The sequence below is a fragment of the Tessaracoccus luoxuelianae genome, from assembly GCF_055326245.1.
Genome location: NZ_JBUZNO010000008.1, coordinates 56206 through 77083, shown reverse-complemented (window position 1 = coordinate 77083; position 20878 = coordinate 56206). Strand labels below are relative to the sequence as shown.

The window sequence follows — 20878 nt, the reverse complement described above, 5'->3', positions numbered from 1 at the left end:
GAAGGCGGCAGGGAGCTCAGCGCTGGGCGCGCTTGTTGTCGGGGGTACCCACGGGGTCCCAGCCGCGACCCTTGACCGTCTCGGAGCGACGCGACGAGTCGTCGCGCGAGCGGTAGACGATGTAGGGGCGGAACAGGTAGTGGAACGGTGCCGAGAAGGCGTGCACGAGGCGGGTGAAGGGGATGATCGCGAACAGCAGCATGCCGATGACGACGTGGGTCTGGAACTGCCAGGTGGCGGCCGCCATCGCCTCGACGTCGGGCTGGAACACGAACAGGGAGCGGTACCACACCGATACCGTCTCGCGGTAGTTGTGCTCCTCGCCTGTGGGGGTGGTGTCGCCGGTGAGCGTGGCCACCATGCCGAGCCCGATCACGGTGGCGAGCACCAGGTACATGATCTTGTCGTTCCACGTGGTGGCCTTGAACACCGCCGTCGTGGAACGACGGCGCCAGATCAGCATCACGAGACCGACGATCAGGGCGATGCCCGCCAGCCCGCCGCCGTAGAGGGCGCCGGCGTGGTAGGTGTGCTGATCGATGCCGATCCAGTCCGTGAACGCCTTGGGGATCAGCAGGCCGACGATGTGGCCCATGAGCACCGCGATGAGCGCGAAGTGGAAGATGGGCGAACCGATCTTCAACAGCTTGGACTCGTAGAGCTGAGACGAGCGCGTGGTCCAGCCGAACTGATCGAACCGGTAGCGCCAGATCAGCCCACCCACGAGGATCAGCAGCACCACGTAGGGCAGGACTCCCCAGAGCAGAATGTTCATCGCGTGCTCCCTTGCAGTTGCGGGTAGGGCAGGAAGGTGGGATCGAGGCCGACGGTCTCGGTGGGCGGGCCGCCCAGCAGGTCCCGGACCTCGGAGCGGGTACGCGGCGAGGGCCCGCCGAGCGCGGCGCAGACGGCCTCGACCACCCCGGACTGCGGGAGCTTGTCCTCCGCCAGTCCGATGCGGAGCAGCTCGAGGCTGGCGCGGTAGGCGTTGAGGAGCCCCAGCCCCAATTGGGGGTGTCCAACGGCGGCGAACTCGAGCACCATCGGAAGGTAATCCGGCAGCTCACCGGCGAGGTCCACCACGAGGCCGGAATCCCGGTAGGTCTGCTTGATGGCGGCCAGCACCTCGCCGCGGCGGCGGGTGTCGCCGTCGGTCCAGTAGGTCAGGTGCAGCGCGTGCCGGCGTGACAGGTCGAACTCCTGCACGTACCAGCTCTGCAGCTCCATGATCGGCATGCTGCGCAGGTGCGCGAGGGTGGGCGCGAAGTACTCTCCCGCACCAGCCTCGGCGACGGCGGCCTCGATCACCGGGAGCCGATCCAGCAGCTCCTCGTCCGGGTAGCCGAGCAGCAGCCCGGCCGCCTGGAACACCACCGCTGACATCATGCTCCGCTCGCGTCGAGCTGGCGGGCCTTCGCGTCGGCGAAGCTCTCGATCGCCACCGGGACCACGCGCCCTGAAGAGGTGCCGAACGGCCCCTCTCCCCCGGCGCCCGGCCCGCCCTCGAAGTCCAGCGAGCAGCCCATCTCCTCCAGGTTGTGCGCCTGCTCGGCGTGGGCCTTGGGGATGACGTAGCGCTCGTCGTACTTGGCGATGGCTAGCAGCCGGTACATCTGCTCCAGGGCCGCGGGCTCCATGCCGACGGCGTGCGCCAGCTCGGGCTGCCGCTCTCGGCCGAGCGTCACGTCGCGCATGTAGGAGCGCATCGCGGCCAGCTTCTGCAGCACGCCCGTCACCACGTCGGCGTCTCCCGCGGTGAACAGCTCAGCGAGGTATTCGACGGGGATGCGGAGGGTGTCGATGGCACCGAACAGGTTGCCGCCGGCCTCGGAGTCGTGGCCCTGGGCCTTGAGCAGGTCCACCACCGGGGAGAGCGGGGGCACGTACCAGACCATCGGCATGGTGCGGTACTCAGGGTGCAGCGGAAGCGCCACCTTGAAGTGCTTGATGAGGGCGTACACGGGTGACTTCTGGGCGGCGGCCAGCCAGTCGCCAGGGATCCCGTTGGCCTTCGCATCGGCGATCACCTGCGGGTCGTTCGGGTCCAGCATCAGGTCCATCTGGGCCTGGTACAGGTCCTTGTCGTCGACGAGGGCGGCCTTGGTGACCTGATCGGGGTCGTAGAGGATGATGCCGATGTAGCGCAGCCGGCCCACGCAGGTCTCGGAGCACACCGTCGGCAGTCCCACCTCGAGGCGGGGGTAGCACATGGTGCACTTCTCGGCCTTGCCGGAGCGGTGGTTGAAGTAGATCTTCTTGTAGGGGCAGCCGGTGATGCACTGACGCCAGCCGCGGCACTTGTCCTGGTCCACCAGGACGATGCCGTCCTCCGAGCGCTTGTAGATGGCGCCGGAGGGGCAGGAGGCCATGCAGGAGGGGTTGAGGCAGTGTTCGCAGATCCGGGGCACGAAGAACATGAAGGTCTTCTCGTACTCGAACTTGATCTGCAGGTTGGCGTCCTCGCGAAGCTTCTTCACGATCGGGTCGTCATGGCCGGTCTCGTGGATGCCGCCCAGGGCGTCGTCCCAGTTGGCGGAGGCCTTGATGGCCATGTCCTCGCCCGTGATCAGGGACTTCGGCCTCGCGACGGGGAAGTCGTCGCCCAGCGGTGCCTGGATGAGGTTCTCGTAGTCGTAGGTCCACGGCTCGTAGTAGTCGTTCATCTCCGGCTGCACCGGGGAGGCGAAGATGCTCAGCAGCTTCTTGAACCGGCCACCGGAGCGCAGCTTGAGCCGCCCGGACTTGGTCCGCACCCAGCCGCCCTGCCACTTCTCCTGGTCCTCGTAGGTGCGGGGGTAGCCCTGCCCGGGGCGGGTCTCCACGTTGTTGAACCACACGTACTCGGTGCCGGCCCGGTTGGTCCAGGCCTGCTTGCACGTAACCGAGCAGGTGTGGCAGCCGATGCACTTGTCGAGGTTCATCACCATGGCCACCTGGGCCATCACGCGTCGCTGCTTGGCCATCAGTACTGGACCTCCTGGGAGCGGCGGCGCACCGTCGACACGATGTCTCGTTGAACGCCGGTGGGGCCGATGTAGTTGAAGGCGTACGCCTGGTGTGCGTAGCCGCCGATGAGGTGGGTGGGTTTGAGAAGGATCCGGGTCACCGAGTTGTGGATGCCGCCGCGCTTGCCGGTGGCCTCGGACTTCGGCACGTCGATGGTGCGTTCCTGGGCGTGCTGCACGTAACAGATGCCGTCCGGCAGCTTCGGCGTGACGACGGCGCGGGCCACGAACACTCCGTTGGCGTTGGTCAGCTCGATCCAGTCGTTGTCCCTGACCCCGATGCTCGCGGCGTCGGCGACGCTGAGCCAGGCCTGCGGCCCGCCGCGACCGAGGCTGAGCATGAACAGGTTGTCCTGGTACTCGGAGTGGATGGACCACTTGTTGTGCACCGTGATGTAGCGCAGAGTGATGGCCTTCTCACCGTTGGGTCCGAGCTCGGGCTCGCCGTAGTCGCGGCCCATGTCCAGCGGCGGCCGGAAGATCGGCAGCTGCTCGCCTGCGTCGGCCATCCAGTCGTGGTCCAGGAAGAAGTGCATCCGCCCGGTCAGCGTGTGCCATGGCTTGAGCCGCTCGGTGTTGATGGTGAACGCGGCGTAGCGGCGGCCGCCGGTCTCCGACCCCGACCACTCCGGGGAGGTGATGACGGGCTGCGGCGACTGCTGGGTCTGGATGAAGGTGATCTGCTTCTCCTCGGACCCCTCAGACAGGTCCGCCAGTCTGCGGCCGGTCTTGCGCTCCAGGTCGCGGAAGCCCTGCGTGGCCAACTCTCCGTTGGTGGTGCCGGAGAACATCAGGATGGCCTCGGCGAGCCGCTGGTCGGTGTTGATGGCGGGGCGGCCTGCGGCCGGGCCGGAGGGGTACACCCCGTGCAGCTTGCCGAGCTTGGTCACCTGGTGGCCCACGTCGTAGGTGATGTTCTTGACGGTGAAGCCCAGCTTCTCCGCCAGCGGGCCGACGGTGAGCAGCTTGTCCGCGATCGCCGTGTAGTCGCGCTCAACGACGGCGAGCACCGGCATGTTCTTCCCGGGCACACCCTCCAGGTCGGTGCCTCGCCAGTCGGGCACATGGCCGCCCGGCTGGGCGATCTGGCCGGGGGTGTCGTGCTGGAGCGCAACCGCCACCAGGTCCTTGCGGGTGTCCAGGCGTCCCTTGGCCAGCTCGGAGAGCTTGATCGCGAGTTCGGCGAACACGTCGAAGTCGCTCTTGGTCTCCCACGGCGGGTCGATCGCGGGCGTGAACGCGTGCACGAAGGGGTGCATGTCCGTGGAGCTGAGGTCGTACTTCTCGTACCAGGTGGCGGCAGGGAGCACGATGTCGCTGAGCAGCGTGGAGCTGGTCATGCGGAAGTCCGCGGTGATCAGCAGGTCCAGCTTCCCTTCAGGGGCCTCGTCGTGCCACTTCACCACATCCGGGCGGAGGTCAGCCCCGTGACCGTTCTCCATCACGTTGTTGTGGGTGCCGAGGAGGTGCTTGAGGAAGTACTCGTTGCCCTTGGCCGAGGAGCCGAACAGGTTCGAGCGCCACAGGATCATGGTGCGCGGCCAGTTCTCGGGCGCGTCGATATCCTCGACGGCGCTCTTCAACTCGCCGGAGTTGAGCCTGGCGGCCACGTAGGCCTGCGGGGTCTCGTACTCACCGCGTCCGACGGCAGCGATCGCCTCGTCCGCCAGGTCCAGCGGGTTCGCGTCGAACTGCGGGTAGAACGGCATCCAGCCCAGGCGGTGTGACAGCGCGATGGCGTCCGCCGAGTGGGTGCCGTCGAGGCTGCCGGTGGACAGCGGGGACTTGATCCGGTCAGCCGAGAAGCCGTCGGTGCGCCACTGATCGGTGTGCATGTACCAGTAGGCGGTGCCGATCATGGTGCGCGGGGGCCGCGACCAGTCCGTGGCGTTGGCCATGTTGAACCAGCCCGTCATGGGGCGGCACTTCTCCTGGCCCACGTAGTGCGCCCAGCCGCCGCCGTTCTTGCCGATGCAGCCGGTCATCATGAGCAGCGCGATGATGGCGCGGTAGGTCACGTCCGCGTGGAACCAGTGGCAGATGCCGGCGCCGATGATGATCATCGTGCGGCCCTTCGACTCCTCCGAGTTGGCCGCGAACTCACGGGCGATGCGGAGGCACGCCTCGGCGGGCACGGAGGTGATCTCCGCCTGCCAGGCGGGGGTGTAGGGAACTGTGGCGTCGTCGTACCCGGCAGGCCACTGGCCAGGGAGGCCGTCGCGGCCCACGCCGTACTGGGCGAGCATGAGGTCGAAGACTGTGGTGACGAGCTTGCCCTCGACCACGCGGGCAGGGACACCGCGGTGGATGATGCTGCCCTCCCCCTTCGGGTCCTCGAAGCACGGCAGGGAGATCTCCACCTTCTGCGCGTCGGCCTGTTCGATGAGGCTGAGCGCGGGTCGGATCTCGCCGAGGTCCAGGTTCCAGAGACCGGCCCCGTCCTCGGAGTAGCGGTAGCCCATGGAACCGTTGGGCACCGCAGGGCTGGAGGTGGCGTCGTCCCACACCACGGTCTTGAAGGCGGCGTCGGAGACCTCTGCGGTGGCCGGCAGGTCCGCGGCGGTGAGGAACTTGCCGGGCACCAGCCCATGGCCTTCGGGGTGATCCACCAGGGTGATCAGCATGCCGAGGTCCGTGTACTGCTTGACGTAGTCGTCGAAGTACTCGACCTTCTTGTCGACGAAGTTCTCCTTGAGGATGACATGCCCCATGGCCATGGCCAGCGCGGCATCGGTGCCGGCCTGGGCGGGCAGCCACTCGTCGGCGAACTTCACGTTGTCCGCGTAGTCCGGCGCCACGGTGACCACCTTGGTGCCGCGGTAGCGGACCTCGGCCATCCAGTGCGCGTCCGGGGTGCGCGTGACGGGCACGTTGGAGCCCCACATCATCAGGTAGGTGGAATCCCACCAGTCGCCGGACTCCGGCACGTCGGTCTGGTCTCCGAACACCTGCGGGGAGGCGACGGGGAGGTCCGCGTACCAATCGTAGAAACTGGTCATCGCGCCGCCGATGAGGTGCGTGAAGCGGGTGCCGATGGCGTGGGAGACCATGCTCATCGCCGGGATGGGCGAGAAGGAGACGCAGCGGTCCGGGCCGTAGAACTTGATGGTGTTGACGTAACTGGCGGCGGAGATCTCCAGGGCCTCTTCCCAGGAGATGCGCACCAATCCGCCCTTGCCTCGGGCCTGCTGGTAGCGGCGGCGCTTGACCGGATCGGTGGAGATCTCACGGAAGGCGGCCACCGGATCGCCCAGGCGCTTCTTCGCCTCCCGGTACATCTCGATGAGCACGCCGCGGCCGTACGGGTAGCGGACCCGGGTGGGCGAGTAGGTGTACCACGAAAAGGCGGCCCCACGGGGGCATCCGCGGGGCTCATACTCCGGCCGGTCAGGCCCGGTGGTGGGATAGTCCGTCTGCTGGGACTCCCAGGTGATGATCCCGTCCTTGACGTAGACCTTCCAGGAACAGGAGCCGGTGCAGTTGACGCCGTGCGTGGAGCGGACCACCTTGTCGTGGCTCCAGCGGTCGCGGTAGAAGACGTCTCCCGCGCGGCCACCCTGGCGGAAGACGGCGCGGCCGTCGTCGGTCTGGTCCCACTTGGTGAAGAAGCGGCCAAGCTTCAGCAGGGCATCGGAGGCGGGGCCGTCAACGCGCGCGGAATCGGTGCTCATGGGTGTCAGCTTTCCATGCCGGAGAGCGGTACGTCCAAACTTCTCGGAAAAAAGTCTTACGCGCCGTCGTAGTTGCGAAATTCAGCGCCGGCGAGTCGCGCCTGGCTAGGGGTGTCGACGTCTCGGACGAGGGCTGGCGGGGCTGCCACCGGGGCCAGATCCAAAGTCCCGAGGAGGCGACGGACGGACACGTCGCGCAGGGCTGGAGCACCGCCAACGGCGAGCCTCAGAGCGGCCGCGCGGTAACGCCCCGCCAGCAGCTGGGGCCAGCCCTCTTCGTCCTCCAGCACCACACCGTCGACCCCCATCGGCGCCGCGCGCAGCGCTCCCACGACGGCGTGAGGATCTGCCAGGTCACCCGCCAGCAGGAGCACCTCCTCCGCCTCGCCGGGAAGGGCGGCCACCGCCGCCGCGATGCCTGCCACGGGGCCACCGAAGGGAGGATCCTCCAGCACGAAGACGATGCGCTGGTCCGGGAACCCGGCGCGGACGGGTGAGGCGACGATCACCTGGTCGGCCCAGCCGAGGGAGGCATCGCAGGCGCGCTGCAGCAGCGAACGGTTCCCGACGGTGAGCTCCAGCTTGTCGGTGCCCATCCGCGACGAGCGCCCCCCGCCCAGCACGATCGCGCAGCGGAGACCGGGCGATTCGGGAGTCATCCTCCGATGGCGCTCATCGTGCGGGCGGGCTGGACGAACCCGATGTCATCGATGCCGTGGGCCCGCGACTTTGTTGCGTGGGCGCCCGCCCAGGCCGCGACGATGTCGTCGTCCGAGCCGCCCCCGCGCAGGATTGCGCGCAGGTCCGTCTCCGTCCTGGAGAAGAGGCAGTTGCGGACCTGACCGTCCGAGGTGAGCCGCGTCCGGTCGCAGGCGGCGCAGAAGGGGTTGGTCACCGAGGCGATCACGCCGACGGTGCCGCCCGGCTGCTCGGCGTCCGGGTCCACCCGCCAGAGCTCCGCGGGGGCCGCGCCTCGGGGCTCGTCCAGCGGGGTGAGGCGGAAGCGGGTCTCCAGCGCATCGAGGATTTCCCGGGAGGTGACCATCTGTGATCTGTCCCACTCATGCTTGGGACCGAGCGGCATCTGCTCGATGAAGCGCAGCTGGTAGCCCCTCGCCAGGCAGAACGCTGCGAGCGGCACGATGTCCGGCTCGTTCTCGCCGCGCATGATCACGGAGTTCACCTTCAGCGGGCGCAGGCCGGCGGCGTCGACGGCCTCGATACTGGTCAGCACGTCGTGCAGCCTGTCGCGGCGGGAGAGCCGGGCGTAGCGGACGGGGTCCAGCGAGTCCAGCGAGATGTTGATCCGGTCCAGGCCGGCGGCCTTGAGCCCCGCGATGCGCTTGTCCAGGCCAAGCCCGTTGGTGGTGAGTGCCAACTCAGGGCGCCCGCCGGGACCCTCCATTGCCGACGCGGCAGCGACGATGCGCTCCAGCCCGGGCCGCAGCAGTGGCTCTCCCCCGGTGAACCGGACCCGCTCCACCCCCAGGCGCACGACGGCCACGCGGATCAGGCGCACCACCTCGTCGTCGGTGAGGGTCTCCTCGACGGGCAGCCAGGCGAGGCCCTCTGCGGGCATGCAGTAGGTGCAGCGCAGGTTGCAGCGGTCGGTCAAGGACACGCGGACGTCGCGTGCGACCCTCCCGTGGCTGTCCAGCAATCGGTGCTCCTGCATGGGCGCATGCTACCCCGACCCGGGAGGGGTGCCCTGAGCATGCGAAACTGGATCAGTGACCAGCGAACCCCACGGGCTCGGCCCCACCCGCACGCGCGTGCTGGCGTTGCTGCAATCCGCCGCAGGCCCGGTGGCGGTCGCCGAGGTCGCGGACCAGCTGGGGCTGCACCGCAACTCCGCCAGATTCCACCTGGAAGGGCTGCGCGATGCGGGCTACGCCGTCAGCGCCGCGGCTCCGCTCGGGCAGGCAGGGCGCCCGCCGCTGCTGTTCGCCGCCACCAGCGACTCCCCCAACGTCAGCAACTCACACCTGATGGAGCTCACCGAGGTGCTGATCCAGAACTTCGTGGCCACTCTGCCGGACGGGTCGCGGCTGGCCGAGCAGGCGGGGCGCTCCTGGGGCGGTTCGATGGTCGATGACGAGCCCGAGGACACCGAACCCGTCGAGGGGCTGGTGGCTCATCTCGCCGAGCGGGGGTTCGGGACCGTCGCCGTCGGAAACCAGCTCACCTTCACGCGCTGCCCGTTCCGGGCCGAGGTGGGCCTCAGGGAGCTCCCGATCGTGTGCGCCATCCATCAGGGCTTCGTCGACGGCTACCTCGAGGCGAGCGCGAGCGGGATGGTGGCGGGTCGGATCGACGTCGGCCCCCGGCTGTGCCACCTGGCCCTCCAGCCGGACGCGGGCGCCGGGCCACGAGACGCGACCACGCCGGTGGGCTGAGCGACCCATCGGGTCACCCGCCCACCGGCGTGGATCGGTTGTGGCGTCGATCAGCCCTTGACGCCACCCGCCGTGAGGCCGGAGACGATGTACTTCTGCAGGTACATGAACAAGGCGATGATCGGGATGGCCGCCAGCACGCCACCGGCCGCGAACAGCGACCACGGCGCGTTGCGCTCGTCCGAGCCCCAGACGTACAGGCCCACGGCGAGCGTGTAGTTCTCGGGCCTGGCCAGCACGATGCGGGCCAGGATGAACTCGCCGTAGGAGCCCACGAAGCTGAGCAGACCCACCACCGCGAGGATCGGCGTGACCAGGCGCATGATCATGCCCCAGAAGATCTGGGCATGCGTGGCGCCGTCGATCTTGGCCGCCTCGTCGAGTTCGATCGGGATGGTGTTGAAGAACCCGTACATGAGGAAGGTGTTCGCCCCCAGCGCGCCGCCGAGGTAGATGGCGATCAGTTGCAGGTGCGAGCCGAGGCCGAGGAACGGGAAGATCTCCCCCAGCGTGAGCGCCAGCAGGAAGATGGCCACGAAGGCCAGCATCTGCGGGAACATCTGGATGATCAGCAGCGCGGTCAGGCTGGCGCGGCGCCCCTTGAACCGGAATCGGCTGAACGCGTAGGCCGCAGCCGCGCCCATGAGAACCGTACCGATGGCCGTCAGTCCGCTGACATAGAGCGAATGCAGCGCCCACTTCGGATAGTCCGTGGTCATCAGCTCGGCATAGTGCTCGGTGGTGAAGCTCGTGAAGAGCCGCAGGGAGCCCGTGATGGATCCGTTGGTGTTGAGCGAGGCGGACAGGACGTAGAGCAGCGGGAACACGCAGTAGATGATCACGATGATCCCGAAGACGTGCCTCCAGCCGACCTCCTTCCACCACCGACCGCCGCGTAGACGGGTGTCGTTGTCGCCGTTGGCTAGCTTCTTGGCCATCACATGATCTCCTCAAGCTTGCGGGTCTGCCTGAATCCCAGCCAGGAGATGAAGCCGACCACCAGGAAGATGACTATCGACATGGCGCTGGCCAGGCCGTACTGCCGGTTGCCACCCTCGAAGGCGATGGCGTAGACCATCGAAATCAGGATGTCCGTCTCGCCGACAGGCACAGGGGCACCCGGATAGTTCGGTCCGCCGCCGGTGAGCATGTAGATGAGCGAGAAGTTGTTGAAGTTGAACGCGAAGCTCGCGATGAGCAGCGGCGCTACCGACACCAGCAGCAGGGGAAGCGTGATGCTCCAGAACCGCCTGAGCGGGCTGGCGCCGTCCATGATGCCCGCCTCCGTGAGCTCCTGGGGGATGGACTGCAGGGCGCCGGTGGTGACGAGGAACATGTAGGGGAAGCCCAGCCACAGGTTGACCCCGAGGATGGCCAGCTTGGCGAGGTTGCCGTCGGTGAACCACGGGACGCTCGCCCCGCCCAGCAGGACCTGGTTGATGAAGCCGAACTCCTGGTTGAGTAGACCGCGCCACACCAGCGCGGCCAGGAAGCCAGGGAAGGCGTACGGGAGGATGAACAGGGCCCGGTAGAGGGTGCGCCCCTTGATGCGCGGGTCGTTGAACACCACCGCCAGCAGGAGCCCGAAGGCGAACGTGGTGAGCACAGACAGGATGGCGAAGGCGAACGTCCACACCAGTGAGGACAGGAACGGGCCCGCGAGCCGGGAGTCGGTGAACATGGCGGCGAAGTTGTCGAAGCCCACCACCACGCGCCAGCCCGGTGAGAGGCTGCTTCCGTCGTCGGCGACGAACAGGCCACGGCTGGGGTCTGCCGTGTAGACCTTGCCGTCGGCGTCGGTGAACGTGTCGGCGGCCTCGTCGTAGGTCAGCAGCGACTTGGCGATGTAGGCCCTCGCGCCGTTGTCCGTCCTGAGCCAGCCGTCGTCCGGGTTGTCGGACACGCTCACGCGCAGGTCCAGCACCTCGTTCTGTCGCTGCTGGATCTCAGCGAGCTGCAGCACGGTGGCGTCTGGCACCTCGGTGACCCGGCCCCCGTCGAGGGTGGCGTCCGGGGCATCGGTGAGCGGGGTCTCCGCGTCGCCGATCCGTGCGACGTCGCCCTCGGCGATCGCGAAGCCGAGCTGGCCGTTGCGGTCGAAGATCGTCACCTGGTATTCGTCGGTTCCCTCCACCCGGCGGTCCGAGGTCTTCAGGATCTGGGTGATGGCGGGGCCCTTGGCGTCGTTGTGCCCGTCGCCGTAGTTGGTGAAAGCCACGTAGGCCGTGTTGATCATCACGTAGATCTGGAACACCGCAAGGAAAACGAGCCCCGGCACGAGGTACTTGGCCGGGATTGCACGCTTCGAGAAGTAGACGTAGTCGACGATGATGAGGGTGAGGACGAGGAAGACGAGGATGCCCCACTCCTGCTGACCGTAGCTGGCCAGGATGCCGTAGAGGCCAAACGCGTTGACCAGCATCATCAGGACGAGCTTCGCGATGAAGCCCGGGCGCGAGAAGTCCCGCGCGTGGGAGAGTCTCGGCGCCTGCGATGTCGGTGAGTTGCTCAAGGGAGTTCAACCTTCGCTTCGTTGCGAGTATGGGCCGGGGGTTGGGTCGCCTTGGCTACCCAACCCCCGGATGTGACCGTGTGGTCAGAGAGGCGTCAGAACTTGGCTTCGATGTTCTTGATCATCGCGTCCCACGCGGCGGCGGGCTCGGCGTTGCCGGTGATGATGCTCACCTGCGCGCCGCCCCAGAACTCCCAGACCGCACCCATCTCGGGGATCGAGGGCATGGGCTGACCGTCCTTACCGGCCTCGCCGAAACCGGCCAGGATCTCGTCGGTGACGGCGTCAGCCGACTCGGTCAGGGCGGGCATGCGCTCGCCGAGTTCGTACATCTGATCCTGGGCCTCCTTGCTGGCCATGAACTCCAGGAACTGGGAGGCGAGGAGGGTGTTCTCGGACTTCGACGAAAGGAACACGCCCTGGACGCCGACGAACGGTGCCGCCGGCTGGCCGCCGGCAGACGGGACGGGCAGCACGGTCACGTCCATGTCCGCCTTGACAAAGTCGGCGACGTACCAGGGGCCGGTGATGATGTAGGGCGTCTTGCCGTCGAGGAACGCCTGCTTGGCGGTCTCACCCTCGAGAGAGGAGGAGACGACCTTCTCGGCCGCGAGAGTCTTCAGGTACTCGGCGAAGGCGACTCCCTCTGGGCCACCCATGCCGAGCTCGGCGGTGTAGTCGCCGTTGGCGTCGGTCTTGAAGACGGGGGCGCCGAAGGAGGTCTGGATCGGGTACAGGTGGTAGGCGTCGCCGTTGGGGCCCTGCTGGATCACGGCCGGGAACTCCGCACCCTCGGCGGCCTTGCCCTGGGCGATCAGCTCGTCGAACGTGGCCGGGGTGTCCTGCAGCATGGCGTTGTTGCGGACCAGCGCGATGTTCTCGATGGCGTACGGGACGCCGTAGAGCTGGCCGGCCTGGGTGAAGCCGCGGGTTGCCACCGGGTTGAAGCCGGAGACCTGGTCACCGAGCTCGACGGGGGCGATGACGCCGTTCTTGACCAGGTCGCCGGTCCAGTCGTGCGCGCCGACGATGAGGTCCGGGCCCTCGCCGGTGGGGGCCTGGGCGATGAAATCTGTCTTGACGTCCGCGGACGCCTTCTGCACGACGTCCAGGGTCACGCCGCTGGAGGCCAGGAAGGACTCGCCGATCGCCTTGAACGAGTCGATGCGGGTCTCGTCGACCCAGACCGTGAGGGTGCCGGCCGCTGCGGGGGCCGAGGATTCGGCGGGCGCGCTGCTGGCGGCGGTGTCGGTGGCTGAGGGGGTGGTGGTTGACGTGCCGCTGCAGGCGGCCAGCGTCAGAGTAAGTCCTACCGCCGCGGCGGCGAGGAAGCTCTTGCGCATGTGTGTAACTCCTTCGTTGTCCCGGGCCGCTTCGATGCCGACCCGCTCTGGAATGAAGAGTAACCGATTCTGCAACGCTTGCAAGCCCGTTGCAATAACACTTCGATAACAATCGTCGGCGGGAAGCGTTTGCCGAGTGACGGGACACGCCTTCTGAGCCCTGGCAAGCACCGTCAGGGAGCGACGTGGTTCTGCAACGATTCTGCAACGTCGTTGCAAAGGCGGGCGATTGCCTGCACACTTGCCTGCGAACACAGTTGCCATGTCCCACGCAGCTCAAGGGAGAGGAGGGCCATGATCCCCGCACGCGCCAAGCTAGCGGACCTCGCCGCGGCGGCGGGCGTTTCCACCGCAACCGTCTCCCGCGTCCTCAATGGGAAACCAGGCGTGGCCGAGTCCACCCGCACGTCGGTGCTGGCCACCGTCGAACGGATGGGCTTCGCCGTCGAGCCCGAGCCGCACGCCGGCGCGGGACTCATCGCGGTCATGATGCCCGAGCTGGCCAACCCGTCGTTCGCCCTCTTCGCCAACGAACTCGCCCTGGTGCTCACCGCGGCCGGCCGCCACATGATCCTCTGCACCGCAGGCCCTGGGGGCACGAGCGAGGAGCAGTATCTCGACGCGCTGCTCGGCGTGGAGATCGCCGGGATCATCTCTGTCTCCGGGACGCCCGCGGACACGGAGGCGTCCTCCGAGCACTACCAGCGCCTCATTGACGCCGGGGTGCCGGCCGTGTTCATCAACGGCTACACGCCGGGTGTGGACGGCGCCTTCTTCTCCTGCTCTGACACCGAGGCCGTGTCGATATCGGTGGCGCACCTGCGGTCCTACGGTCATCAGCGGATCGGGCTGGCGGTGGGGCAACAGCGCTACCTCCCCAGCCAGCGCAAACAACAGGCGTTCCTGGCGCTGGGACTCCCCCGCGGCTCCATGGTGTCGACCATCTTCTCCGTCGAGGGCGGCCAGTCCGCGGCAGCCAGGCTGTTCGACGCGGGACACACCGCCATCGTGTGCGGATCGGACGTGATGGCGCTGGGCGCCATCCGCGAGGCGCGCACCCGCGGCCTCGACGTCCCCGGGGACGTCTCCATCGTCGGCTACGACGACTCGCCGCTGATGGCGTTCACCAGCCCGGCCCTGACCACGGTCCGCCAGCCCGTCGCGGCCATGACGCAGGCCGCCGTCGGCTCCCTGCTCACCGCGATCCGGGGCTTGCCCACCGACTCCACCGAGATGCTCTTCCACCCCGATCTCATCATCCGTCAATCGACAGGACCTCACCATGGCAGCTGAATGGTGGCGCGACGCCGTCATTTACCAGATCTACCCGCGCTCGTTCGCCGACTCCACCGGCGACGGCTACGGCGACCTCCCCGGGATCATCAAGAAGATCCCGTACCTGGCCCGCCTCGGGGTGGACGCGATCTGGATGTCCCCGTTCTACAAGTCCCCCATGGCGGACGCCGGCTACGACGTGGCCGACTACGAGGAGATCGACCCGCTCTTCGGTGACCTTGCGGACGCCGACCGCCTGATCGAGACCGCCCACGCGGCGGGGCTGCGCGTCGTCGTCGATCTGGTGCCCAACCACACCTCCGACGAGCACCGCTGGTTCAAGGCCGCCGTCGAGGCCGGGCCGGGCTCGCCCGAGCGCGAAATGTACCACTTCCACGACGGGCGCGGCGAGCACGGCGAACTGGCGCCCAACAACTGGAAGTCCGTCTTCGGCGGGGCCGGCTGGACGCGCCTCACCCGGCCGGACGGCACGCCGGAGCAGTGGTACCTGCACCTCTTCGACGTGAAGCAGCCGGACCTGGACTGGTCCACCGAACGGGTGCGCGAAGCGTTCGACGGCGTGCTGCGCTTCTGGCTGGACCGGGGCGTCGACGGGTTCCGGGTGGACGTGGCCCACGGCCTGATCAAGGCCGAGGGGCTGCCGGACTTCGACGCCGAGCAGTCGATGCTCGACGGACAGTCCGGCCCGATGTGGGACCAGGACGGGGTGCATGAGGTGTACCGCCGCTGGCGCACGGTCCTGGACTCCTACGACGGCGACCGCTCGCTGGTGGCCGAGGCCTGGGTCGCTGACCCGAAGCGGTTGGCGCTGTACCTGCGCCCGGATGAGATGCACACCGCCTTCAACTTCCAGTTCCTGGACAGCCCGTGGGACGCCGCGTCGTACCGCCAGGTGATCACCTCGACGATGGCCGCCGACGAGGCGGTGGGCGCGCCCACCACCTGGGTGCTGAGCAACCACGACGTGCTCCGTCATGTCAGCCGACTGGGCCTCAAGGAGCCGGGCTCGAGCCACGAGGGCCTGGGCGTCGACGATGAGCAGCCCGACAACGTCCTAGGCCTGCGCAGGGCGCGCGCCGCGACCCTCATGATGCTGGCGCTTCCCGGCTCGGCCTACCTCTACCAGGGCGAGGAGCTCGGACTCCCGGATCACACCACCCTCCCCGACGACCTGCGCCAGGACCCCGCCTGGTTCCGCTCCGACTTCACCAAGGCAGGGCGCGACGGGTGCCGCGTCCCGATGCCGTGGGCAGCTGGAGAACCCGGGCTCGGATTCTCGCCCACCGGCACGACGTGGCTGCCGCAGCCCGACTCGTACCAGGGGTTGTCCGTGGATGCGCAGGAGGACGCTCCAGGCAGCACCCTGTCGCTCTACCGGTCCGCCCTCGCGGCGCGCCGGGAGCACGGATTGGGCCGCGGCGAGCTCGAGTGGGTTCCTGCCGGGGACTCGGTGGTGGCCTTCGACAACGGCCCGGTCCGGGTGATGACGAACGTGCTCGGCGCCCCGGTGGAGCTGCCAGAGGGCTACGAGGTGCTGCTCTCCAGCGTGAGCCTGCGCGGCCACGTGCTACCCACGGACACGACGGTGTGGCTCAGCCGCCGCTGACGTCGAGCGCGGCGGCCGCGGACGCCCTCGCCTCCGCCGCGGTGGAGGCCGACACGGCTGCCGCGGCCGCGGCGGCGCACTGCTCCGACGTCACCCGGCCCACCGCCATCCCCACCGCCGGCACCGCCGAGCCCGCCATCGACAGCGACGTGACGCCCAGGCCCACGAGCACGCAGGCCAGCAGCGGGTCCGCGGCCGCCTCCCCGCACACACCGACGGGCTTTCCCGCCCGTCGCCCCGCGTCAGAGGTGAGCTGGATCAGGCGGAGGACGGCCGGCTGCCACGGGTCGGTGAGGTGCGCCAGCTCGGGCGCCAGGCGGTCCGCCGCCATCACGTACTGCGTGAGGTCGTTGGTGCCGATGGAGACGAAGTCCACCGTGGCCAGGAACGCGTCCGCGAGCAGCGCCACCGCCGGGACCTCGACCATGATCCCGGGGGTGAGCCCGCGCTCCCGGCACTCGTGCGCGAACCGGACCGCCTCGTCGACCGTGGCGATCATGGGCGCCATCACCCACGGCGGCGTCGACCGCCCCTCCGCGGCCCGGGCGATGGCGTCGAGTTGTCGGGTGACCAGACCCGGCTGGGTCAGGGCGAGCCGGTTACCCCGGACGCCGAGCGCGGGATTGGGTTCGTCTGGCATGGTGGCGAACGGGACCGGCTTGTCGGTGCCCGCGTCCAGGGTCCGCACCACCACCTTGCGTCCCTCGAAGGCGTCGAGCACCGCGGAGTAGGTGGCGACCTGCTCGTCCAGGCCCGGCTCCGCGCGCGCGCTCAGAAAGCCGAGCTCGGTCCGGTACAGGCCCACCCCCTCCGCCGCCCCGGCGGCCGCGGCCCGGGCGGCGTCGCCGTCGGCCACGTTGGCCAGCAGCTGGACCGGCACCCCGTCGGCCGTGCGGCCCGGACCGGACCAGCCTGAGACGAGGCGTCGGCGCTCCGCATCCGCCGCCACCAGCGCCATCGCCTCGGCCGGGTCGACCCCGCGCGAGAGGGTGCCCGCCGCGCCGTCGAGGAGCACCGTCTCCCCCTCGGCGATGCCCGTCAGCCCGGCGGCGGCCACCACGCAGGGCAACGACCGCTGACGCGCGATGATCGCGGTGTGGCTGGTGGGTCCCCCCAGGCGCACCGCCAGCCCGACGATGAGCTCGGGGTCGAGGTCTGCGGTGTCCGCCGGGGCCAGGTCGTCGGCCAGCAGGATCGACGGCCGCTCCGGGCGGGGCAGCCCAGGCTCGGGGAGGCCGAGCAGGTGGGCGGCGACCCGGTCACGGATGTCGCGCAGATCGGTGACCCGCTCGGCCATCAGCCCGCCCAGGGAGGTGAGCGCGACGATGAACTCCTCCAATGCCTTGGCAGCGGCCTGCGGGGCCGGCGTGCCGGCCGAGATGTACCTCCCCGCCGGCCGGGTCCAGCCGCGGTCCCGAGCGAGGGCCGCCGTCGCTCCGAGCACGTCCGACGCCGGGCCGGCGGCCCGCGCGGCGCGTGACTCGTAGCCCCCGGCCACTGCCTCCACCGCGGCCTTGAACCGCTCGACCTCCGCGGGACGGTCAGGCTCGGCGAGGTCCGCGTCTGCCGGTGGGATGACGATGCCTGACCTCAGCCACACCACAGGGGCCAGCACGACACCCTCCACCACACCGGTCCCGGTCACCACGTCGCTCATGCCGCTCCGATCGCTCGCGCCCCTTGTCCACCCCAACTTAGTCACCGGGACCCGGGGCTGGGAAGGCCTCGAGCTGTCGCTATGCTTGCCCAGTGTCCGCCCGCAACGGTGCGGCGGCAGATAAGGAGCCTCTGATGGCCAGCAAGTCCGTGACCGTCGGGTCCGTCGTGGGGCTGCACGCCCGTCCCGCCGCCCTCATCGCCGCAGCAGCCGGCGAATACGACGACGACATCACCATCTCCCTCAACGGGGCGGCGGTGGATGCCGCCTCGTCGCTGCTGATCATGACGCTCGGCGCCGAGAAGGGTGCGGTGGTCACGGTGGAGTCCGAGAACGAGGAGGCGGTCGAGCGGATCGCCGGCATGGTGGAGCAGGATCTCGACGCCTGACCTGCCCGATGGGCTGCGCTGACACGCACAAAGGAGCTGGTGATGTCCGATCACGTCCCCGACGATGTGGACCCCGCGGGCCGCGACCTGCGGCAGTACACGGACCAGTTGCGTCCGGGCCATCCGGTGGTGCGCAACGTCCGCGGTGAGTGGGTGCTGCTCCGGCACGCCGACGTCGTCCGGGCCGCCGAGGATCCCGCGACGTTCTCCAGCGCGGTCTCGGCCCATGTCCACGTGCCCAACGGGCTCGACGGCGACGCCCACCGCGCGGCCCGCCAGACCCTGGACCGCTACTTCGAGCCCGACGCCCTGGCCCCGCACGAGCCGGCCTTCCGCGAGGTGGCGCGCAGCCTGTTCGCCGCGCTTCCCCGGGGCGTTCCGGTGGACGCGGTGCGCGACATCGGCTTCCCGTTCGCCGTCCGCGCGCAGAGCGCGTGGCTGGGGTGGCCGGCCTCGTTGGAGGCCCAGCTGCTGGGCTGGATGGCCGCCAACCATGCCGCCACCCGCTCGGGGGATCGGGCCAGGACGGCGGAGGTGGCGGCGGAGTTCGACGCCATCATCCGCTCGGTTCTCGCCCCCCGCCGGGCCCTGGGCGACGACGCCCCCGACGACCTCACCACCGCGCTCCTCCGCGACGAGGTGGCGGGCCGGCCGTTCACCGACGAGGAGCTGGTCTCCGTGCTGCGGAACTGGACCGGTGGGGACCTCGGCTCCATCGCCCTGTGCGTGGGGGTGCTGTTCGCCTTCCTGGCGGACCATCCGGAGCTGCAGCGCCGCCTGCGCTCGGGGGTCAGCGACGCGGAGATCGACGCGACCGTCGACGAGATCCTGCGCATCGACGACCCGTTCATCTCGAACCGGCGCAGGACCACCTGCCCCGTCGACATCGCCGGGGCCACCATCCCCGAGGGCGCCGTCGTGAAACTGCACTGGACCTCGGCAAACCGGGACGCGGCCGTCTTCGCCGACCCGGACGCCTTCGACCCCGAGGGGAACGCGCGCAGAAATCTGGTCTACGGAACCGGCCCGCACGTGTGCCCGGGCCGGCCGCTGGCCACCCTGGAGCTGCGGATCGGGGTTCAGGAGGCGTTGGCGGCCACCACATGGATCGAGTGGGCTCCGGGCGGGTCCGCCGAGCGCGAGGTGGCTCCGCTGGGCGGCTGGGCCCACGTGCCGGTTCTGCTCGGCTGATGTCCGGCCGCCGATGGGAGGCCCGATGACGTTGCCCGCGCAGTTGGCCGACCGGCTGCGGATTCCCGTCGTCGCGGCGCCCATGTTCCTGGTCTCCGGGCCCGAGCTCGTCATCGAGTGCTGCCGGGCAGGGGTGCTCGGCACGTTCCCGGCCCTCAACCGCCGGACCACCGAGGCATTGGCCGGGTGGCTCGACGGGATCCGCGACGCGCTGACCCCGGCCGACGCCCCGTTCGGCGTGAACCTCATCGTCCACCCCACCAACACCCGCCTCGAGGCGGACCTCGCGGTGGTCGTCGAGCACCGCGTGCCGGTGGTGATCACCTCGCTGGGGGCGGTGCCCGAGGTGGTGGAGGCCGTCCACGCGTACGGCGGGCTGGTCTTCCACGACGTGACCACGCTGCGGCACGCCCGCAAGGCGGCCGCCGCCGGCGTGGACGGGCTGGTCCTGGTGGCCGGCGGCGCCGGCGGCCACGCGGGGACGCTCAACCCCTTCGCCTTCGTCGCGTCCGTGCGGCCCTGGTTCGACGGCACCCTCCTGCTGGCCGGCGGCCTGAGCAGCGGGGCGGATGTGGTGGCCGCGCGTGCGCTCGGCGCGGACCTGGCCTACCTGGGCACCCGCTTCCTCGCCACCTCGGAATCGCTGGCCGGCGGCCCCTACCGCGACATGGTGGTGCGGGCGCAGGCCTCCGACGTGGTCTACACCCCCGCCGTCAGCGGGATCCCGGCCAACTTCCTCGCCGACAGCCTGTCCGCCGCCGGGATCGACCCTGCCGGGCCGCCCGCCGAACACGAGGACGTGAAGGCGTGGCGCGACGTGTGGTCCGCGGGGCACGGCGTTGCCGGGATCACGGACGTCCCCACCGTCGCCGAGCTTGTCGACCGTCTCGAGACCGACTACCGCGCCGCATGCAGGCGCCTGCAAGGAGACCATCCATGAGCACCGTCCTGCTGACACGCGACGACGGGGTCGCCACTCTCACCCTGAACCGGCCCGACAAGCTCAACGCCTTCACCCTGGAGATGGGCCGCGAGTTCGTGGCCGCCCTGCACGAGGCAGACCGCGACGACACCGTCCGCGCCATCATCGTCACCGGCTCGGGCCGCGCCTTCTGCGCGGGCATGGAGCTCAGCGACGGCGACAACGTGTTCGGCTTCGACCCCCGGATGGACCTCAGCCCCGCCGAGCTGCGCGACCGCTGGACCGAGCCGGACGTCTCCGACGGTGCCCGCGAGCCCGGCGGGAAGCTCACGCTGGCCATCCTCGAGTGCCGCAAGCCCGTGATCGCCGCCATCAACGGCGCAGGGGTGGGCATCGGATCGACGATGACGCTGCCGATGGACGCGCGGCTGGCCTCGACGGAGGCGCGGATGGGGTTCGTGTTCGCCAGGCTGGGCATCACCCCGGAGGCGTGCTCGACGTGGTTCCTGCCCCGCATCGTGGGGCAGTCCAAGGCACTCGACCTGCTCTACAGCGGCGACATCATTCCAGCCTCCCGAGCGCTGGAGATCGGGCTGGTGGATGCCGTTCACGAGCCTGGGGATCTGCTGGGGGCCGCCCACGCCGTCGCGGATCGGATGACGAGGGGGCGCTCCGCGCACGCCGTGGCGCTCACCCGGCAGCTGGTGTTCCGGCACCTCGCGGGCGCGAGCGTGCTCGACGCGCACCTGGCGGAGTCCCTGGCTCTCAGGCACTCGGCCCACGGCGACGGCCGCGAGGGCGGGCTGGCGTTCCTCGGCAAGCGGGAGCCGCACTTCACCCAGCCCGCCCCTGAGGGCTTCGGCCACGTCTTCCCACCTGCCGGCTAGGCG

Annotated in this window: 17 protein-coding genes; 7 read left to right on the top strand and 10 right to left on the bottom strand. The window is 69.4% G+C overall.

Annotated elements, in window-relative coordinates; genetic code table 11:
* Window positions 1–16: 16 nt before the first annotated feature.
* Genes narI through moaA form a run of 6 tightly spaced genes read right to left on the bottom strand, consistent with a single transcriptional unit; the run spans window position 17 to window position 8351 of the window.
* Entirely contained in the window at window positions 17–775 is a 759-nt protein-coding gene (gene narI / locus ACZK39_RS12715) for a respiratory nitrate reductase subunit gamma (protein WP_463613521.1), read from the bottom strand.
* Entirely contained in the window at window positions 772–1386 is a 615-nt protein-coding gene (gene narJ / locus ACZK39_RS12710) for a nitrate reductase molybdenum cofactor assembly chaperone (RefSeq protein ID WP_463613520.1), read from the bottom strand. The genes narI and narJ overlap by 4 nt, the downstream gene beginning before the upstream one ends.
* On the bottom strand, window positions 1383–2963 hold the full coding sequence (narH, locus tag ACZK39_RS12705; RefSeq protein ID WP_255443525.1) for a nitrate reductase subunit beta: 1581 nt from the start codon (window positions 2961–2963) through the stop codon (window positions 1383–1385). The genes narJ and narH overlap by 4 nt, the downstream gene beginning before the upstream one ends.
* On the bottom strand, window positions 2963–6676 hold the full coding sequence (locus tag ACZK39_RS12700; protein WP_182782254.1) for a nitrate reductase subunit alpha: 3714 nt from the start codon (window positions 6674–6676) through the stop codon (window positions 2963–2965). Before ACZK39_RS12700 ends, narH begins: the two co-directional genes overlap by 1 nt.
* A 56-nt stretch (window positions 6677–6732) precedes the next feature.
* The gene (mobA, locus tag ACZK39_RS12695) at window positions 6733–7335 is read right to left on the bottom strand and encodes a molybdenum cofactor guanylyltransferase (RefSeq protein WP_463613519.1); all 603 of its coding nucleotides are present in this window, start codon (window positions 7333–7335) and stop codon (window positions 6733–6735) included.
* Window positions 7332–8351 carry a GTP 3',8-cyclase MoaA gene (gene moaA / locus ACZK39_RS12690; RefSeq protein WP_182799044.1) on the bottom strand — a complete coding sequence of 340 codons (1020 nt, stop codon included), beginning with the start codon at window positions 8349–8351 and terminating at the stop codon, window positions 7332–7334. Before moaA ends, mobA begins: the two co-directional genes overlap by 4 nt.
* Window positions 8352–8406: 55 nt before the next feature.
* Between moaA and ACZK39_RS12685 the strand changes: the two genes are divergently transcribed.
* Window positions 8407–9072, top strand: coding sequence for a helix-turn-helix transcriptional regulator (locus ACZK39_RS12685; protein ID WP_463613518.1), 666 nt, complete (start codon window positions 8407–8409; stop codon window positions 9070–9072).
* Window positions 9073–9122: 50 nt separating this feature from the next.
* Here the strand turns inward: ACZK39_RS12685 and ACZK39_RS12680 are convergent, their stop codons facing one another.
* From ACZK39_RS12680 to ACZK39_RS12670, 3 genes are all read right to left on the bottom strand, one after another.
* Entirely contained in the window at window positions 9123–10010 is an 888-nt protein-coding gene (locus ACZK39_RS12680) for a sugar ABC transporter permease (RefSeq protein ID WP_182782250.1), read from the bottom strand.
* Window positions 10010–11497, bottom strand: a complete 1488-nt coding sequence (locus tag ACZK39_RS12675; protein WP_463613574.1) for an ABC transporter permease subunit — start codon at window positions 11495–11497, stop codon at window positions 10010–10012. The genes ACZK39_RS12680 and ACZK39_RS12675 overlap by 1 nt, the downstream gene beginning before the upstream one ends.
* Window positions 11498–11679: 182 nt before the next feature.
* Complete coding sequence (locus ACZK39_RS12670; protein WP_463613517.1) at window positions 11680–12927, bottom strand: sugar ABC transporter substrate-binding protein; 1248 nt, start codon at window positions 12925–12927, stop codon at window positions 11680–11682.
* A gap of 294 nt (window positions 12928–13221) precedes the next feature.
* On the opposite strand from ACZK39_RS12670, the gene ACZK39_RS12665 reads away from it, so the two are divergent.
* Together ACZK39_RS12665 and ACZK39_RS12660 are read left to right on the top strand one after the other, a co-directional pair.
* Entirely contained in the window at window positions 13222–14220 is a 999-nt protein-coding gene (locus tag ACZK39_RS12665) for a LacI family DNA-binding transcriptional regulator (protein ID WP_463613516.1), read from the top strand.
* Entirely contained in the window at window positions 14210–15829 is a 1620-nt protein-coding gene (locus tag ACZK39_RS12660; RefSeq protein ID WP_463613515.1) for a glycoside hydrolase family 13 protein, read from the top strand. The genes ACZK39_RS12665 and ACZK39_RS12660 overlap by 11 nt, the downstream gene beginning before the upstream one ends.
* Here ACZK39_RS12660 and ACZK39_RS12655 read toward each other — a convergent pair.
* Window positions 15816–17486: a phosphoenolpyruvate--protein phosphotransferase gene (locus ACZK39_RS12655; RefSeq protein ID WP_463613514.1), complete on the bottom strand. Its 1671-nt coding sequence runs from the start codon at window positions 17484–17486 to the stop codon at window positions 15816–15818. The genes ACZK39_RS12660 and ACZK39_RS12655 overlap by 14 nt on opposite strands.
* 134 nt (window positions 17487–17620) lie before the next feature.
* On the opposite strand from ACZK39_RS12655, the gene ACZK39_RS12650 reads away from it, so the two are divergent.
* The 4 genes from ACZK39_RS12650 to ACZK39_RS12635 are packed head-to-tail and all read left to right on the top strand — an operon-like array spanning window position 17621 to window position 20875.
* A complete protein-coding gene (locus ACZK39_RS12650) occupies window positions 17621–17875 on the top strand; it encodes an HPr family phosphocarrier protein (protein WP_463613513.1) in 255 nt (84 codons plus the stop codon).
* Window positions 17876–17917: 42 nt separating this feature from the next.
* On the top strand, window positions 17918–19066 hold the full coding sequence (locus ACZK39_RS12645) for a cytochrome P450 (RefSeq protein ID WP_459056281.1): 1149 nt from the start codon (window positions 17918–17920) through the stop codon (window positions 19064–19066).
* 25 nt (window positions 19067–19091) lie between these two features.
* The gene (locus tag ACZK39_RS12640; protein WP_463613512.1) at window positions 19092–20006 is read left to right on the top strand and encodes an NAD(P)H-dependent flavin oxidoreductase; all 915 of its coding nucleotides are present in this window, start codon (window positions 19092–19094) and stop codon (window positions 20004–20006) included.
* Window positions 20003–20875, top strand: coding sequence for an enoyl-CoA hydratase-related protein (locus tag ACZK39_RS12635; protein ID WP_463613511.1), 873 nt, complete (start codon window positions 20003–20005; stop codon window positions 20873–20875). Before ACZK39_RS12640 ends, ACZK39_RS12635 begins: the two co-directional genes overlap by 4 nt.
* Window positions 20876–20878 lie beyond the last annotated feature (3 nt).

Bases quoted from the DNA above. Each gene is read 5' to 3' on its own strand.
- narJ (WP_463613520.1), bottom strand. From the start codon at position 1,386: ATGATGTCAGCGGTGGTGTTCCAGGCGGCCGGGCTGCTGCTCGGCTAC.
- ACZK39_RS12635 (WP_463613511.1), top strand. From the start codon at position 20,003: ATGAGCACCGTCCTGCTGACACGCGACGACGGGGTCGCCACTCTCACC.
- ACZK39_RS12640 (WP_463613512.1), top strand. From the start codon at position 19,092: ATGACGTTGCCCGCGCAGTTGGCCGACCGGCTGCGGATTCCCGTCGTC.
- narH (WP_255443525.1), bottom strand. From the start codon at position 2,963: ATGGCCAAGCAGCGACGCGTGATGGCCCAGGTGGCCATGGTGATGAAC.
- ACZK39_RS12675 (WP_463613574.1), bottom strand. From the start codon at position 11,497: ATGATGCTGGTCAACGCGTTTGGCCTCTACGGCATCCTGGCCAGCTAC.
- ACZK39_RS12700 (WP_182782254.1), bottom strand. From the start codon at position 6,676: ATGAGCACCGATTCCGCGCGCGTTGACGGCCCCGCCTCCGATGCCCTG.
- narI (WP_463613521.1), bottom strand. From the start codon at position 775: ATGAACATTCTGCTCTGGGGAGTCCTGCCCTACGTGGTGCTGCTGATC.
- moaA (WP_182799044.1), bottom strand. From the start codon at position 8,351: ATGCAGGAGCACCGATTGCTGGACAGCCACGGGAGGGTCGCACGCGAC.
- ACZK39_RS12655 (WP_463613514.1), bottom strand. From the start codon at position 17,486: ATGAGCGACGTGGTGACCGGGACCGGTGTGGTGGAGGGTGTCGTGCTG.
- ACZK39_RS12680 (WP_182782250.1), bottom strand. From the start codon at position 10,010: ATGGCCAAGAAGCTAGCCAACGGCGACAACGACACCCGTCTACGCGGC.
- ACZK39_RS12645 (WP_459056281.1), top strand. From the start codon at position 17,918: ATGTCCGATCACGTCCCCGACGATGTGGACCCCGCGGGCCGCGACCTG.
- ACZK39_RS12665 (WP_463613516.1), top strand. From the start codon at position 13,222: ATGATCCCCGCACGCGCCAAGCTAGCGGACCTCGCCGCGGCGGCGGGC.
- mobA (WP_463613519.1), bottom strand. From the start codon at position 7,335: ATGACTCCCGAATCGCCCGGTCTCCGCTGCGCGATCGTGCTGGGCGGG.
- ACZK39_RS12660 (WP_463613515.1), top strand. From the start codon at position 14,210: ATGGCAGCTGAATGGTGGCGCGACGCCGTCATTTACCAGATCTACCCG.
- ACZK39_RS12670 (WP_463613517.1), bottom strand. From the start codon at position 12,927: ATGCGCAAGAGCTTCCTCGCCGCCGCGGCGGTAGGACTTACTCTGACG.
- ACZK39_RS12650 (WP_463613513.1), top strand. From the start codon at position 17,621: ATGGCCAGCAAGTCCGTGACCGTCGGGTCCGTCGTGGGGCTGCACGCC.